Below are 16920 nucleotides of genomic sequence, written 5' to 3'. Positions count from 1 at the left end.
GGGTAGTAAAGAATGCCTAATAGTCAAAAGGTTCGTCATTCGTTATCATCTGCGCAGACTGGTATGTGGTTTGCACAGCAATTAGATCCACTTAATCCGATTTATAATACTGGGGAGTATGTTGAAATAAGCGGAAATATTAATCAAGAAATTTTTGAATTAGCAGTACGTAAAGCTGTAACAGAAGCAGAAGCACTACATGTTCGTTTCGAAGAGGATGAAATGGGCCCATGGCAAGTTATTGAAGAATTACAGTTTCATATGCATTTTATAGACGTTCGTAAAGAAGAAAATCCTGAAGAAGCTGCTAAAGTATGGATGAAAAATGATTTATCTATGCCGGTCGATTTGAAGACAGATACATTATTTACTGAAGCACTTATTCAAGTTGAAAATCATCGTTTCTTTTGGTATCAGCGCATCCATCACATTGTGATGGATGGCTATGGATTTTCACTTCTTAGCCAAAAGGTAGCGAAAGAGTATACATCACTTATAGAAGAAACAAACAAGAATGAAAAGTCTTTTGGTTCTATTTCAAAAATTGTACAAGAAGACATTGAGTATCGTGAGTCGAAACAAATTCAGGAAGATCGTACTTTTTGGTTAGAGAAGTTTGCAGATGAACCAGAAGTTGTAAGTTTAGCAGAACGAGCGCCGAGAACATCAAATGGGTTTTTACGAGAAACAGCTTATTTATCCAGTTCTAGTACGAAAACTTTACTAGAAGATATTAATGTTTCGTTAACAAGTTGGCCAGAATTTATTGTCGCTGTAACAAGTATATATATGCATAAATTAACAGGTGCAAATGATATTGTTTTAGGTTTACCGATGATGGGGCGCCTCGGTTCTGCATCTATATTTACACCAAGCATGGTAATGAATTTAGTACCACTTCGTCTCACTGTAACTCCCAATATAACTTTTGCAGAATTATTGCAGCAAGTTTCTAAAGAAATCCGAGACGTACGTCGTCATCATAAATATCGCCATGAGGAATTAAGAAGAGACTTAAAGTTACTAGGTGAAAATCAAAGGTTATTCGGGCCGTTAGTGAATGTTATGTCTTTTGATTACGGGCTTAACTTTGCTGGGAATCGTGGTATTACACATAATTTATCAGCAGGACCTGTCGATGATTTATCAATAAATGTTTATAAACGTTTCGATGAAAATGAGTTAATGATTCATTTTGATGCGAATCCGGAAGTATATAATGGTGCGGAACTAGCGTTGCATAAAGAGAGATTTATGAAGTTATTAGAATTTGTGATACATGCTAATCTAAAAGACGAGTCGATTGGAAGCATAAACATTACTCTTCCTGAAGAAAATCACAAAGTCCTAATAGAATGGAATGAAACTAAAGAAGCTGAAGAGTTAATCCCTTTACCTATATTGTTTGAAAAACAAGTACAAAAAAATCCAAATAAAATAGCGGTTACGTGTAACGGAGTAGACTTTACGTATAATGAGTTAAATGAACGAGCAAATGAACTGGCACACTATTTAGTAGAAGAAGGAATAGGGTCAAATCAGTTCGTAGCTTTAGTGTTTCCAAGATCAATAGAAATGGTAGTTAGTATGCTAGCAGTTTTAAAGGCTGGTGCAGCGTATTTACCGATAGATCCAGAATATCCAGCTGAGCGAATCAATTATATTGTAAATGATGCAAAACCAGTGTGTATCATCACACATTCATCTGCTTTAGTTATAGAAAATGATATAAAAAAAATCGAATTAGATAGCGAAGAAACAGAACTAGCATTAAAAGCATATTCTCATATGAATTTACCATTTAGAAATGATGAATCACTTTTAAACCCAGCTTATACAATTTACACTTCAGGATCAACGGGAAATCCAAAAGGTGTAATTGTTCCTATGAGAGCTTTAAGTAACTTTTTATTGGCTATGGACAATATGTTTTCATTACATGAAAACGATCATTTAGTAGCAGTTACAACGTTCGCGTTTGATATTTCTGCACTAGAAATTTATTTACCTCTTATTAGTGGTGCAAGTTTAACAATCGCACAAAAAGAAGTAATTCAAGAACCTTCTGTGTTAACGGCATTGTTGCAAGAAGAAAGAGCGACAATTATGCAAGCTACACCGACCCTTTGGCAGGCGTTAGTAATGGAATATCCAGAGAGACTACAAGGGCTAAAAGTGCTTGTTGGTGGTGAAGCACTTCCAGCTCATTTAGCAAATACATTAAAAGAATTAGGTTGCTCTATTACAAACTTATATGGACCTACTGAAACGACTATTTGGTCTACTTTCAAGAACATCTATGAAAATGAAATGGGTATACCTCCTATTGGAAAGCCGATTTGGAGTACAGATGTATATGTATTAGATGCAGGATTACAACCAGTACCACCTGGAGTAATTGGTGAACTATATATTGCTGGAGAAGGACTTGCGAACGGCTATTTAGGAAAACCAGAGTTAACGGCGGAACGATTTGTTGCAAATCCTTTTGGAGAACGAGGGAAGCGCATGTACCGCACAGGTGATCTTGTGAAATGGCGTAACGATGGTGTGCTGGAATACGTGAGCCGAGCAGATCATCAAATAAAAATCCGTGGTTTCCGAATTGAATTAGCTGAAATTGAACTGGTATTACAACGACATGAAAATATTAAACAAGCAGTAGTAATGGTACGAGAAGATCGCCCGAATGATAAACGAATTATTGCGTATATCGTTGCTGAAGAGAAGGATACAATTAACTTTGCAGAAATTCGTTCTTATATTTCAGAAAGTTTAGCGAATTATATGGTACCTTCAGCGTTTGTGTTGTTAGAAGAATTACCATTAACACCAAATGGAAAGGTTGATAGAAAGAAATTACCAGCTCCTGATTTTAATGAAATGAATAAGGAGAGAGTTGCTAGAAATCCGAAAGAAGAAATATTATGTGATTTATTTGCAGAAGTACTTGGTGTTTCTCGTATTAGTATAGATGATAATTTCTTTGAAATGGGAGGCCATTCGCTTCTTGCATCTCGTTTAATGGCAAGAATTCGTGAAACGTTAAGTGTCGAATTAGGAATTGGAAAATTATTCGAATCGCCAACTGTTGCGGAACTAGCGAAACAATTAGACCGAGCAAAAAGTGCAAGACCAGCTATTAAGAAAGTAAGTAGACCAAATGAAGTTCCACTTTCATTTGCACAGCGTAGATTATGGTTCTTAAATTGTTTAGAAGGTCCAAGCCCTACTTATAATATTCCGTTAGTCATTCGTTTGACTGGAAAGTTGAATGAGGAAGCATTGCAAGGTGCTTTTTATGATGTAGTCGAGAAACATGAAACACTGAGAACAATTTTCCCTAACGTATTAGGTAGTTCTTATCAGAAAATTTTAGATATAGAAAATTTAAATCTAGAAATGATTAAAACAAAAACATGTAAAGATGAATTAGAAAGTATGATTGCAGAGGCGGTAAGATATAGCTTTAACCTAGATGTTGAACCAGCAGTTCGTTTGCAGCTATTTACAGTGAATGAAAACGAACATGTATTACTAATTCTATTGCACCATATTGTTGGGGATGGCTGGTCATTACAACCGTTAACGAGAGATTTTACAGCGGCCTATAAAGCACGATGGCAAGGGGAGAGAGTACAGCTGGAGACACTTCCAGTTCAATACGCAGATTATGCACTATGGCAACAGCAATTGCTAGGTGATGAAACTACACGAGAGAGTCTCATTTCAACACAATTAGATTTTTGGAAACAAGAGTTAAAGGGTTTACCAGATCAATTGGAATTGCCTACAGATTATCAGCGTCCAATTGAAACGAGTTACCGAGGAGAAACAATTCATTTTCAAATAGATGCAGGCATGCATAGTAGGTTAGTAGAGCTTGCACGGAAAAACGGAGTTAGTTTGTTTATGGTGTTGCAAGCAGGGCTTATTGCACTATTTACAAGATTAGGTGCAGGTACTGATATACCAATCGGAAGTCCAATTGCTGGAAGAAACGATGATGCTCTCTCTGATATTGTCGGTTTATTTGTAAATACATTAGTGTTACGTACAAATACATCAGGAGATCCAAGCTTTAAAGAATTATTGAATAGAGTGAAACAATCAAATCTTGCAGCTTATGAAAATCAAGATGTTCCATTCGAACGACTCGTTGAAGTGTTAAATCCAGTACGTACTCGAAATAGTCATCCGCTATTTCAAGTTATGTTAGCTTTCCAAAATACGCCAGAAGCGACCTTTGATGCTCCGGATATAGAAGCGAACCTTGAAATTCAAAGCGTTGGCTCTGCGAAATTTGATTTAACATTTGAAATTAGCGAGAGTAACGGAGTTGATGGTACGCCAAATGGCTTACACGGATTGTTAGAGTTTAGTACTGATTTATATAAACGTGAAACGGTTCAAAAATTAATAGAAAGATACATTCTATTATTAGACGATGCGGCGAAAAATCAGGATCAATCAATTGGTAGACTAGAAATATTAACTTTGGCAGAGAAAAATACAGTGTTAGAAAAGTGGAATGGCGGTTTTCAAATTGTACCAGAAATGACATTACCACAATTATTTGAAAAACAGGCTTATATAAATCCGAATTCTATTGCTGTCGTCTTTGAAGATGAAAAATTAACTTATGAAGAATTGAATAAAAAAGCAAATAAAATAGCTCGATTGTTAATAGCAAAAGGAATCGGTCCGGATCAACTCGTTGCTTTAGCAATGCCGAGATCTTTAAATATGGTTGTAAGTTTACTCGCGGTTCTTAAAGCAGGAGCAGGTTATCTTCCATTAGATCCAGATTACCCGTCTGAACGTATTTCATTTATGCTCCACGATGCGAAACCATCATGTGTTTTAACAAATTCAGATGTGGAAATTGAATGTAATGAGGAACTGAAAGTTTTAGTCGATGATGAAAAAGTAATAAAAGAAATAGTGAAATATAGTGAAGATAATATTGATGAAATGGAGCGTGTGAAGCCATTAACGCCTTCACATATTGCTTACGTTATTTATACGTCAGGCTCAACAGGTAGACCGAAAGGCGTTATAATACCTCATCAAAACGTAGTAAGACTTTTAGGAGCAACTGATCATTGGTTCCAGTTTGACGCAGACGATGTGTGGACGATGTTCCATTCCTATGCTTTTGATTTCTCGGTTTGGGAAATCTGGGGACCTTTATTATATGGAGGGCGTCTAGTCGTAGTACCACATACTGTAAGTCGTTCGCCGAAAGAATTTTTACAACTTATTGTTAAGGAAAAGGTTACTGTTTTAAACCAAACACCATCAGCGTTCTATCAATTGATGCAAGCAGATCGTGAAAATGAAGAGATTGGTCAAACATTATCTTTACGATATGTTGTTTTTGGAGGAGAAGCACTTGAGCTAAGTCGATTAGAAGATTGGTATAGTCGACATCCTCATAACGCACCAAAGCTTATTAATATGTACGGTATTACAGAGACGACAGTACATGTTAGTTATATTGAGTTAGATGAGAATATTGTTTCTTTACGTGCGAATAGTTTAATTGGTTGCAGTATACCAGACCTTAAAGTATACGTATTAGACAACTATTTACAACCAGTGCCACCTGGAGTAGTGGGAGAAATGTATGTTGCAGGTGCTGGGCTTGCTCGTGGTTATTTAGGAAGAGCGGGCTTAACTGCAGAACGCTTTATTGCAGATCCATTTGGTAAGCCAGGTACAAGAATGTATCGTACAGGAGACTTAGCTCGTTGGCGTAAAGATGGGACGCTAGATTATATAGGGCGTGCAGATCACCAAATAAAAATTCGTGGATTCCGAATTGAATTAGGAGAAATAGAAGCGGTTATAATGAAACACCCTAAAGTTGAGCAAGTAGCTGTTATTGTACGGGAAGATCAACCAGGGGATAAACGATTAGTATCTTATATCGTCGCATCTAATAATGAAATGGTTGATACGAATGAAATGCGTCAGCATGCTGGAGGTAGTTTACCAGATTACATGGTTCCATACGCTTTTGTAGTAGTAAATGAGTTACCTTTAACTCCAAACGGTAAATTAGATAAAAAGGCATTGCCAGCTCCAGAATTTATCGCTTCATCTTCTAGTCGTGGACCAAGAACACCGCAAGAAGAAATGTTATGTGACTTATTTACAGAGATTTTAAGTGTACCTCAAATTGGAATTGATGACGGATTCTTTGATCTTGGAGGCCATTCACTTCTTGCGGTGCAGCTTATGAGCCGAATTAAAGAAGCGCTTGGAGTGGAATTAAATATTGGAACTTTATTTGCAGCACCTACTGTTGCAGGGCTTGCGGAAAGACTTGAAATGGGAAATGGTCAAAGTGCACTTGATGTGTTGCTTCCATTACGAGCAAGCGGAGACCAATTGCCACTATTTTGTGTACACCCAGCAGGTGGATTAAGTTGGTGCTATGCAGGACTTATGAAATCTTTAGGAACAGATTATCCAATCTACGGTGTCCAAGCACGTGGTATCGCTAAAAATGAAGAACTTCCAACAAGTTTAGAGGAGATGGCGGCAGATTATTTAAAACACGTTCGTGAAGTACAGCCTCACGGACCATATCGTTTACTCGGTTGGTCGCTCGGAGGAAATGTTGTGCATGCAATGGCGGCGCAACTGCAAAATGAAGGGGAAGAAGTAGAAGTACTCGTTATGCTAGATTCTTATCCTGGTCACTTCTTACCGAATACGGAAGCACCTACTGAAGAAGAAGCGTTAATCGCATTACTTGCTTTAGGTGGATATGATCCAGATAACATGGATGGTAAACCACTTACGATGGAAAGTGCAGTAGAAATACTTCGTAAGGATGGAAGTGCATTAGCAAGTCTTGAAGAAGAGACGATTTTAAATTTGAAAGAAACGTATGTAAATTCGGTAGGGTTGTTAGGGAAATATGTACCGAAAGTTTATAACGGAGATATTTTATTCTTTAGATCTACTGTTATACCAGACTGGTTTGATCCTATTTCTCCAAATACGTGGTTAAATTATTTAGACGGGGAAATTGTGCAACACGATATTGATTGTAGACATAAAGATTTATGTCAACCAGGACCACTTACAGAAATTGGACAAGTATTAGCGGAATATTTGCAGGATAAGAAAGGGGTAAGTACAGTATGACGAATCCATTTGAAAATGATAATTACACATATAGAGTATTAAAAAATGAGGAGGGCCAGTATTCTCTCTGGCCTGTCTTTCTTGATGTACCGATTGGTTGGAATGTTGTACATGAAGAGGCTAGTAGGAATGATTGTTTACAATATGTTGAAAATAAGTGGGAAGATTTGAATCCAAAAAGTAATCAAGTTGGCGAAAAAATATTAGTAGGAAAACGATAATGAAGGAAAAAATAAATCCGAAAGTAGTTGTAAGTATCGTATATATAACAGCGATGTTTATGGCTGCGATGGATGCAACAATTGTGAATGTAGCATTGCAAACGATAAGTAAAGAATTACAAGTTCCTCCATCTGCTATGGGGACAGTTAATGTTGGATATTTAGTTAGCTTAGCTGTTTTCCTTCCGATTTCTGGTTGGTTAGGAGATCGCTTCGGTACGAAAAGAGTATTTCTAACCGCTCTTTTCGTATTTACTACTGCGTCTGCATTATGCGGAGTAGCGAACGATATTACTTCATTGAATATTTTTCGTATCATGCAAGGTGCTGGCGGGGGGCTTTTAACACCGGTTGGGATGGCGATGTTATTCCGAACATTTTCACCAGAGGAAAGGCCGAAAATTTCAAGGTTTATTGTGTTGCCAATTGCTGTCGCACCGGCAGTAGGACCAATTATTGGTGGTTTCTTTGTAGATCAAATGTCTTGGCGCTGGGCATTTTATATTAATGTACCGTTTGGAATCGTAGCGTTACTATTCGGTCTACTATTTTTAAAAGAGCATATTGAAAAATCAGCTGGTCGCTTTGATTCTCTCGGTTTTGTTCTTTCAGCACCAGGATTTGCGATGCTTATCTATGCACTTAGCCAAGGTCCATCAAAGGGCTGGGGTTCTCCAGAGATTATAAGTACTGGAATAGCTGGGAGTATATTCATTACATTGTTTATCATTGTTGAACTTAAAGTACAGCAACCGATGTTAGATTTACGCTTATTAAAAGAACCAGTCTTTAGAAAAATGAGCCTTATTTCATTGTTTTCATCTGCTGGTTTACTGGGCATGTTATTTGTTTTTCCACTTATGTATCAAAATGTAATAGGAGTTTCCGCACTGGAATCAGGTCTTACGACATTCCCAGAGGCGATTGGATTAATGATATCGTCACAGATTGTACCATGGTCTTATAAGAAATTAGGAGCTCGCAAAGTAATTTCTATTGGATTAGCTTGTACAGCGGTTATCTTTGTATTATTAAGTTTTGTAAATCACGATACGAATCCATGGCAAATACGGGCATTATTGTTTGGCATAGGTATTTTCTTAGGCCAGTCTGTTGGAGCAGTTCAATTTTCTGCATTTAACAATATCATGCCACCTTCTATGGGGAGAGCAACGACTATATTCAATGTGCAAAATCGATTAGGATCTGCAATAGGAGTTGCTGTTTTAGCTAGCATATTATCTGGATTTGGAAGTCATGAAATACAGAATCATACACAGTCAGATTTCTTACCATATCAAGCTGCATTAATTGGATCGGCAATGTTTTTACTCGTAGCATTACTATTTTCTTTACGTATTTCTGATAAAGAGGTAATGTCAAAGAAGAAAAAGCAGTTACCTGTATTAAACAAAGAGAAAGCAGTTGTAAACGAATAAGCTATAGAGTAATAATACTCTTTTGAAATAAAATGATATTGTTTGTTAGAAGGAGAGAGTTTACATGATAGAAAGTAAAGTTGTAGATTCTGTACCAACTCTTAGTGAGAATGATTGTCAAATATGGTGGGGAAGAATTTCAGATTTACAATCATGGCATTACAATTTACTAAATGACGTTGAACGAGAGAAAGTAAATTCATATCATCATTCGGTAGATCGTGCACGATTTATAATAGGTTGTGTAATTAGTAGATTAGTTCTTGGAAAGATACTTTCTATGTCGCCAGTCCAAGTACCGATTGATCGAATGTGCCCAGTATGTAAATTACAACATGGCAGACCGCAATTACCAGAAGGAATGCCGCAGTTATCTGTTTCGCATTCAGGTGAGTGGGTTGTTGTTGCATTCACAAAGTCTGCACCTGTAGGCGTTGATGTTGAACAAATGAATCCAAATGTAGATGTTATGAAAATGGCAGAGGGCGTATTAACAGACACTGAAATAGCACAAGTTATGAAATTACCTAATGAACTGAAAATAGAAGGTTTTTTAACATATTGGACTCGAAAAGAAGCAATACTAAAAGCGACAGGTGAAGGACTAATGATTCCGCCAGTACATATTACTGTGTCGGCTCCAAATGATCCTCCAAATTTGTTAGTTTTTAAGGATAGGCAAGAATTAGTAGAAAATACAATGATGGCACATATAAGGCCTAGTGTAGATTATATGGCTTCCATTGCAATATTTAGTAAAGAAGTAACTGAAATCACACAGTTAGATGCAGTAGCGCTTTTAAATTATAAATAAGTTAAATAAAAAATCTTATAGAAGAGGTGTTCCTCATGTTAGTAGCGGAAAATAGAACAAATGAATTCACTTATAATGTACAAGCAATTAAAAATATTTTATTTTCTGGAGATACATCATCTATTCATGCTTTAGAAAATCTTTTGAATGATACAGTTCAGTTTGATGTTCTTGAACAAGAGGTAATTGATAGACAATACATCCCGAAAGAAGCAAAGAATTTCTTTGATAAAAACGGAACATTTCTTTACCGTGTATCCCATGTTAGTTATAAAGGAAAAGTATTATCTGAAAATCTCATTTTTGCGGATACTTCGTTTTTACCAAATACAATAAAGAGTGATTTCGAGAGTGGAAATATTCCAGTTGAAAAACTTATAGAAAAGATGGAAGTAAGAAGGAACGTATTATATGAAGGATATCAGCCGTCTGGAAATATTATTGAATTGTTTGATGGATGCTCTGTTACGGCGAACGTGTATCCAACTAGAAAATATCAAATTGTTAGTAATTGCAAATGTATATTTTATATTTGTGAAGTATATCATGCTGAGAATATAAAAAATCTGCTTAAATAAGAAATAAACAAAAAACCAGCCATTTTATAGGCTGGTTTCTTGTTTATTTAACAGCTTCTTTTAACTCTTTACCTGCTTTAAATGCTGGAACTTTACCAGCAGCGATTTGAATCTCTTCGCCAGTTTGTGGGTTACGTCCTGTACGAGCAGATCTTTCGCGCACTTCAAAAGTTCCAAAGCCAATCAATTGTACTTTATCGCCAGATTGTAATGCAGTAGCAATTGTGTCAAATACGGATTGTACCGCTGCAGAAGCTTCCTTTTGAGAAATATCAGCGGATTGTGCCACGTTTTTAACTAATTCTGTTTTGTTCATGTTTTCACCTCATAAAAAATTTTTTAGAATGAATGTTTTAGTATAATGGATAGTATAGAGAAAGCAATTTATCTGGTTAGAAAGAATGCTATATAGTTATGTTAACTTCGTTGTAAGAAACTGAATCCCTGCTAATAATTAGGGATTAATTAAGAATTGATGTATAGAAAACGCTGTAGTATGAGGATGAGGGGGAGTATACGGATGATTTTTCGTGAAAAAGATGAGAAAGAAAGTATATTAATTCGTCAACATGATCACGGTTTTTTAGCTGGGGAAATTGCGAAGCATATAAAAGAAGATTTTTTTGATGATGACACGTACTTAAAAGCGGCTATTGATGCAATATATGAGCATGATAGAGGATGGATAGAACTTGATAAAGTGCCAATTTTGAATGATGCTAAAAATATCCCATATACATTTATGGACTGTCCAAGTTCATTACGCTTTGTTTTTTATACGATTGGTTTGAATGAAATTGAAGATTCAAATCCATACGGAGCATTACTTTGTAGTAAACATTTTTTATCATTTCCATTAAATGAGGAAGATGAAGAGATGATGTCATTTTATACAGGGGAATTGGAACGACAAAAAAGAATTTTGAAAACGTTAACAAAAGAACAATTTGCGATGTTCGATAAACATTATAGATTATTAAAGTTTTGCGATGAACTTTCTTTATATGTATGTATGAATAAACCTGGTGTAGAAAAGGAAAATGAAATTGATTTGTTTAAAGATGGTTTTGAAGGAACAGAAATGTTTAATAGTAAAGAAGGGAAACCTATTCAAGCTGAATGGGTAGATGAGGAAACAATTCGGATTGCACCGTTTCCATTTCAAACTGAATTTCATACGTATGTAAAATATAAAACTATAAATAAACGTGAAATTGAAGAAAAAGGAATTGTAAAGGCTGATAGGGAGTCAGAAATGAAGAAACAAACCATTCATTTCATACAATAGGGGGGCGATTTTGATTGAAAGAGTACATGTTAAAACAGGTGGATTACCATGCTTGGGCTAATATACGATTATTCAATCGACTAAAAGAATTACCAAGCTATGAGACTATTATTAATGAACAGATACAGAGTGTATTTCCATCAATTAAGGATACTTTTGCACATATGTATATTACAGATCAAGTGTGGTTACACATATTGCATGGTAAAAGTATGAATGAAGCAATACAAGACCGAGAAAGTTTACGAACACAAATCGAAAATAAATCGTTATATGAATTAGAAAAAATGTTTGAAAACATGGTGAATCAATATAAAGACTTTTTAAATACAATACAAGACGTGAATGCTGTGTTTGTTATCGAGAATCCATATGCAGGGAAATTAGAAAATTCGATTTTAGAGTTAGTACAACATGTCGTAAATCATGGGACATATCATAGAGGAAATATAACAGCAATGATTCATCAACTTGGTCATTCATCGATAATGACGGACTTTGTGCTGTATTTACATATGGTACAGAAGAAAGTGAAATAGGTAAAAAAAAGAATGGCTTATTATAGATAAGCCATTCTTTTTTAGTGATTAACTTGCCTGCTTTTTATGACGTTCTTTCAATTTCTCTGCTTGTAAAAAGCGATTTGTTTCAGCTACAACAATACCACTTAACCCAATCAGACCAATTAAGTTTGGAATCGCCATAAGTCCATTTGCAATATCAGCAAATGTCCATACAATGCCTAGTTTTAAATTAGCCCCAATAGCAATCATGACGATAAAGATAGCTTTATAATATTTAACAGCTCCTTCACCGAATAAATAAGCTACACACTTCTCACCGTAATACGACCAGCCTAAAATAGTAGAGTAGGCGAATAATATAATCGCGATACCGAGAATCATACTACCTGCAGTACCAAATACAGATTGGAAGGCTAATGTGGTAGCTTCAACACCAGTTTTTCCTGACTTCCATGCACCTGTAGTAATTAATACAAGTCCTGTAATAGTACATACAATAAACGTATCTAGAAAAGTACCAGTCATTGAAACTAAAGCTTGTTTTGCAGGTGAATCAGTTTTAGCAGCCGCTGCGGCAATAGGCGCACTACCTAAACCAGCTTCGTTCGCAAATACACCGCGCGCCATTCCAATTTGGATAGCAGATGCAACTGTTGCACCGATAAAACCTCCAGCAGCTGCAGTACCAGTAAACGCACCAGAAAAAATAAGTGAAAATGCTTCTGGAATTTGATCGTAGTGATAGAAAATAATAATAAGACCAGCAATGATATAAAAGAAAGCTTTAATAGGAACGATATATCCTGTCACTTTCCCAATTTTTTTAACGCCGCCTAAAATAACAATAGCAATTAAAAAGGACATGAATATACCAGTTAAAGCAGGGGGGAAAGAGAAATTAATTCGCATTGCCTCTGCTACAGAGTTAGATTGCACCATATTACCGATACCGAAAGAAGCAGTTGTACCGAATATAGCAAATAAAACCGCAAGCCATTTCTTACCTAAACCACGTTCTAAATAATACATTGGTCCACCTGAATATTCACCATTTTCATTGCTAACACGGTATTTCACCGCAAGAATTGCTTCGGCATATTTTGTTGCCATACCGAACAAAGCAGTAATCCACATCCAAAAGATTGCACCGGGTCCACCGATTGTCACAGCAGTTGCAACACCGGCTATATTTCCCATACCAATCGTTGCCGCCATAGCTGTCATAAGTGCTTGGAAGTGGCTAATATCTCCAGAGGAAGATGTATCTTCTGATTTTTTAAATGCTAGTTTGTGAGCGTATAATAGTTTACTAAATTGTAAACCTTTTAAACGCACTGTGAGAATGATACCAGTACCAACGAGTAACAACAATGTTGGTAATCCCCACACATAGTGATTGATTTGTTCTAATACTGTACTTACTGTCTCCATCTGTATTCTCCTTTTTTAGAAAAAATAAAAACCACTTCAAGTAAATGAAATGGTCTCTGGAGAAACAAGGGATAGAAAAATAAACCGATACAAATCGGCTTTTTCTTTCGCTTGTCTCTGTCCTTTTACCTGAGAGATTATCCGCTATAGTAGCGGATTTGCTCCTTCGGTGCTCGTTTTCCTCCGCGCTATATAAAGCGAGAGGGAGTCTCTCCAGAGATTCGTCCCCATGCAGTTCTACTTGTAACCAAGACCTGAGAGTTTCAAAGTTGGTTTTACAACTTTTTGCCCCGTCGGTAGATCAATTGATCTTCTCCTGAATGGTTCATCCGAATTATAAAAATTATAAGATCATTGATTGTAAATCAATAAAAACATTATAGACAGACAAAATGTGAATTGCAATCTTTTTTTATTTTAAAATAGTAACCAGTTTTATTTTTTTGCAAGTCTTAATTTAACTTCAACTTCATTTAACGTAGATAAAGCGAGAACAATATGTTGATCCGCAAGTCCTAAAGCATGTTTAGTATTTTCAATTGTTTCATTGGATGGAGTAGAGTTATTTGCTCCGTCTATGATTAAATCTGCTGCGTTTTTCATAAATTTAGAAGCAGTCTTAAATTCAGTTGTGAAATAAATTAGTTGTTCTTGTATTTGTACTTCCGATATATTTTCTTTAATTTTCACAGTGTCTATTTCGTTCATAATTTTTTCGTATTGTTTGGAAATAGCAGTCATTGTGACTAATAGTTTATCTCTGTCTACTGAATCTCCGTTCGTGTTAATTTCTTCCCAGGCAGGCAACCAATCTTTTTCGATTATGTCATTATAATTTGTAGTTAATTCATCAATTTTTGGTTGTAATTTAGTTTTAAAACTTTTTGCATCAACTGTTTCTACGGTAGTTTTTGCGTTATTATTTTTATCTTTAGTTGCGTAGAAAATCGTACAGGTAATAATAAAAATAGAAATAGCTATTGTCCATTTATTAAAAAATAATTTCTTCAACGGGTAATACCTCCAAAAAATCTTTTGATTGTAATATATAACAATAATATTGTTAATGGTAGAGAAAATAGTCTGGAATTGATTTTAATTATATTTTTTCTATACATAAATAATTAATATTAGTAAAATGATGAAAGTTATATGTGAGAAGAGAGGGTTTTTAGTGAAAATGAATAGAAGAAAACTAGTTTCAAATATTTCAACGGCTGTGTTATTAGTTGGTTTATTTACACTTATATATTTAGACAAAGAATCTAAAATTGAAGATTTTCCAGTACCAATGTCAGCAATCCATATTAACGATGATAAGGAAGGGGATTATAAATATATAAGTGTAATACCTATTACAAAGGCCAGTGGATGGGAGAACTTAGGGGAAAACGGGCATACTGTTAGTTTTAAAAAAGGGGAGAGGAATGTAGCTGTAATACATTATCCGGGAGAACTAACGTATTATTTATTTGAGCAAAGGGTGAATAAGGGAGATAAGAAAAAGATGTAATTCGTTATGGAGTACATCTTTTCTTTTGATTCAGAATTATTTGAAATAAAAACGGATAGATGGTTTGATAGATGTAGTGATAAATATGATTCGTTCTATATGTGGATAAGGAACACTAAAGAGATCATAAAATTATTATGTAAACTAAAAGTTGTGAGAGGAAGATAAATTATAGCCTAAGGGGGAATTAAAAATGTTACTAAAAACAATCTATTGTAAAGTGGAAGAAGAGAAAAAAAACTTATTTTCAAAAGCACAAGAAAAATGGCGTGATATACAGCATCTAGATGGATTTCAAGGACAATTTGGTGGATGGAATAAAAATGAGGCATGTGTATTTACTTTATGGGAAGATCGAGGTGCATATCAATCATTTATGAATGGTACTCACGATACCATTTATGTAAATAGTAATCAAGAGGATACGTTTCTTTCATGTGAAATTGAATTGTTTCAAACGTTGTATGATATAACTGAAAAGCCTTTAAATGACGTTGTTACAGAAGGAACATTCGTAAGAGTTGCTATATGTGACGTAAAAGTTGGAAAGGAAAAGTATTTTTTACATAAACAAGAAACGATTTGGAATACAGGAATGGAAAAAGCAAAAGGGATGTTAGCTGGATTTGTTGGGAAGTCTTTAAAAACTGAAAATCGTTACATCGTGTTAACTTATTGGAAAGATGAAATGGCACATCGAAATTATGTAGAAGAGATTTTCCCTGAGTTGTATAAACTAGCTAATATTCATGATGACTTAGAAGATATAAGAGGTAAACAAGCTATATGTAAGGAAGAGTGGCTTGTATATTAAGTGTACAAAACGTGCATAAATGAATGTATAATAAAGATATTTTCTTATAAACGAGTAATTAATAGAAGACGTTATATACCCTTTCATGTTAATATATTTAAGTTATAATAGAAGGCTTACCCTTTTGTATTGTACGGTAGAAGCAGTGTGAGCTTGAAATTTTGTTTAGAAAAGGATGTGCCTAATTTGCGTATCAATAAATTTATTAGTGAAGCTGGAAAAGCGTCTCGACGTGGAGCAGATAAATTAATTAATGAGAGAAGAGTAATTATTAACGGTAAGGTTGCAAAAATCGGTGACCAAGTCAATCCAGGTGATGATGTGCGCGTAAATGGAGAGCAACTTCGTATTGCTCGAGATCACGTATATATTGCTTTAAATAAACCAGTAGGTATTACATGTACGAGTGAAAAAGCTGTAAAAGGTAACATTATCGATTTAGTGAACCATCCTTTACGGATTAGTCATATTGGACGTCTTGATAAAGACTCAGACGGTTTAATATTGTTAACGAATGATGGTGATATCGTTAATGAAATTTTACGTGCTGAAAACAAACATGAGAAAGAATATATCGTTTCAGTAGATAAGCCAATTACACCTGATTTCTTAGAAAAAATGGCAGCTGGTGTGAAAATTTTAGGAACAAAAACGCTCCCTTGTGAGATCACACAGTTATCAAAATATGAGTTCAACATTATTTTAACACAAGGGCTAAATCGCCAAATTCGTCGTATGTGTGAAGCTTTGGGTTATCAAGTATACACGTTAAAACGTACGAGAATTATGAATATCGAATTGAATAATTTACCTGTTGGACAGTGGAGAGATTTATCGAAGAAAGAGAAACGACGTCTATTTTCAGACTTAAATTACGAACCACAAGATTGGTAAAATTGAGAAGGGGAAACCAAGAATCTATTTTTGGTTTCTTTTTTTATTAAATAAAAAAACTTTTTTAAACACTTGCAATAATAAAATGAATAGGATATAGTAAATAACAATTAATGGATGTATTATAAAAGCAAAGAAAAGGACACGAGTTATTTTGCCCGGTTATACAGAGAGGGAAGGAAAGCTGAGAACTTCCTAACGCAGAAAAATAACTTACCACCTTAGAGCTGCACTAGGGAAATT

At 35.2% G+C, this 16920-nt stretch carries 13 protein-coding genes, 1 riboswitch and 1 other annotated feature (1 of these 15 cut by a window edge); of the genes, 10 read left to right on the top strand and 3 right to left on the bottom strand.

The features are described 5' to 3' along the window. Positions 1-12: 12 nt before the first annotated feature. The 5 genes from MR113_RS09530 (at position 13) to MR113_RS09510 (ending at position 10213) form a co-directional block, all read left to right on the top strand. Positions 13-7161, top strand: a complete 7149-nt coding sequence (locus MR113_RS09530; RefSeq protein ID WP_242253809.1) for an amino acid adenylation domain-containing protein — start codon at positions 13-15, stop codon at positions 7159-7161. After that, positions 7158-7382 (top strand): MbtH family protein, encoded by a 225-nt coding sequence (locus MR113_RS09525; RefSeq protein WP_242253804.1) that lies wholly within the window; start codon positions 7158-7160, stop codon positions 7380-7382. Before MR113_RS09530 ends, MR113_RS09525 begins: the two co-directional genes overlap by 4 nt. Next, positions 7382-8821, top strand: coding sequence for an MDR family MFS transporter (locus MR113_RS09520; RefSeq protein WP_242253803.1), 1440 nt, complete (start codon positions 7382-7384; stop codon positions 8819-8821). The genes MR113_RS09525 and MR113_RS09520 overlap by 1 nt, the downstream gene beginning before the upstream one ends. A gap of 64 nt (positions 8822-8885) precedes the next feature. Beyond that, on the top strand, positions 8886-9635 hold the full coding sequence (sfp, locus tag MR113_RS09515; protein ID WP_242253802.1) for a 4'-phosphopantetheinyl transferase Sfp: 750 nt from the start codon (positions 8886-8888) through the stop codon (positions 9633-9635). 35 nt (positions 9636-9670) lie between these two features. Continuing rightward, on the top strand, positions 9671-10213 hold the full coding sequence (locus MR113_RS09510) for a chorismate pyruvate-lyase family protein (protein WP_242253801.1): 543 nt from the start codon (positions 9671-9673) through the stop codon (positions 10211-10213). A 43-nt stretch (positions 10214-10256) separates the two neighbouring features. On the opposite strand, the gene MR113_RS09505 is transcribed toward MR113_RS09510, so the two are convergent. Next, positions 10257-10529: an HU family DNA-binding protein gene (locus MR113_RS09505; RefSeq protein WP_001043960.1), complete on the bottom strand. Its 273-nt coding sequence runs from the start codon at positions 10527-10529 to the stop codon at positions 10257-10259. Positions 10530-10733: 204 nt separating this feature from the next. Between MR113_RS09505 and MR113_RS09500 the strand changes: the two genes are divergently transcribed. Together MR113_RS09500 and MR113_RS09495 are read left to right on the top strand one after the other, a co-directional pair. After that, on the top strand, positions 10734-11501 hold the full coding sequence (locus MR113_RS09500) for a DUF3891 family protein (RefSeq protein WP_242253800.1): 768 nt from the start codon (positions 10734-10736) through the stop codon (positions 11499-11501). 14 nt (positions 11502-11515) lie between these two features. Continuing rightward, positions 11516-12040 (top strand): DinB family protein, encoded by a 525-nt coding sequence (locus tag MR113_RS09495; protein WP_242253799.1) that lies wholly within the window; start codon positions 11516-11518, stop codon positions 12038-12040. Between the two features lie 48 nt (positions 12041-12088). On the opposite strand, the gene MR113_RS09490 is transcribed toward MR113_RS09495, so the two are convergent. Beyond that, positions 12089-13456 (bottom strand): alanine/glycine:cation symporter family protein, encoded by a 1368-nt coding sequence (locus tag MR113_RS09490; RefSeq protein WP_242253798.1) that lies wholly within the window; start codon positions 13454-13456, stop codon positions 12089-12091. A 107-nt stretch (positions 13457-13563) separates the two neighbouring features. Then, positions 13564-13683, bottom strand: a riboswitch (glycine riboswitch). Between the two features lie 208 nt (positions 13684-13891). After that, entirely contained in the window at positions 13892-14467 is a 576-nt protein-coding gene (locus MR113_RS09485; RefSeq protein WP_242253796.1) for a hypothetical protein, read from the bottom strand. Positions 14468-14594: 127 nt separating this feature from the next. Between MR113_RS09485 and MR113_RS09480 the strand changes: the two genes are divergently transcribed. The 3 genes from MR113_RS09480 to MR113_RS09470 all read left to right on the top strand — a co-directional run bounded on the left by MR113_RS09480 (position 14595) and on the right by MR113_RS09470 (position 16677). After that, the gene (locus tag MR113_RS09480; RefSeq protein WP_242253793.1) at positions 14595-14969 is read left to right on the top strand and encodes a hypothetical protein; all 375 of its coding nucleotides are present in this window, start codon (positions 14595-14597) and stop codon (positions 14967-14969) included. A gap of 193 nt (positions 14970-15162) precedes the next feature. Further along, positions 15163-15783 (top strand): YdbC family protein, encoded by a 621-nt coding sequence (locus tag MR113_RS09475; RefSeq protein ID WP_242253792.1) that lies wholly within the window; start codon positions 15163-15165, stop codon positions 15781-15783. Between the two features lie 186 nt (positions 15784-15969). Then, positions 15970-16677 (top strand): pseudouridine synthase, encoded by a 708-nt coding sequence (locus tag MR113_RS09470; RefSeq protein ID WP_001222159.1) that lies wholly within the window; start codon positions 15970-15972, stop codon positions 16675-16677. 124 nt (positions 16678-16801) lie between these two features. Beyond that, positions 16802-16920: a binding site (T-box leader), on the top strand (it continues 105 nt past the right edge of the window).

It is taken from the genome of Bacillus cereus group sp. BfR-BA-01379 (assembly GCF_022663605.1).
GTDB classification, from domain to species: Bacteria; Bacillota; Bacilli; order Bacillales; family Bacillaceae_G; genus Bacillus_A; species Bacillus_A mobilis.
This window is presented reverse-complemented; position numbering and strand designations above follow the sequence as displayed.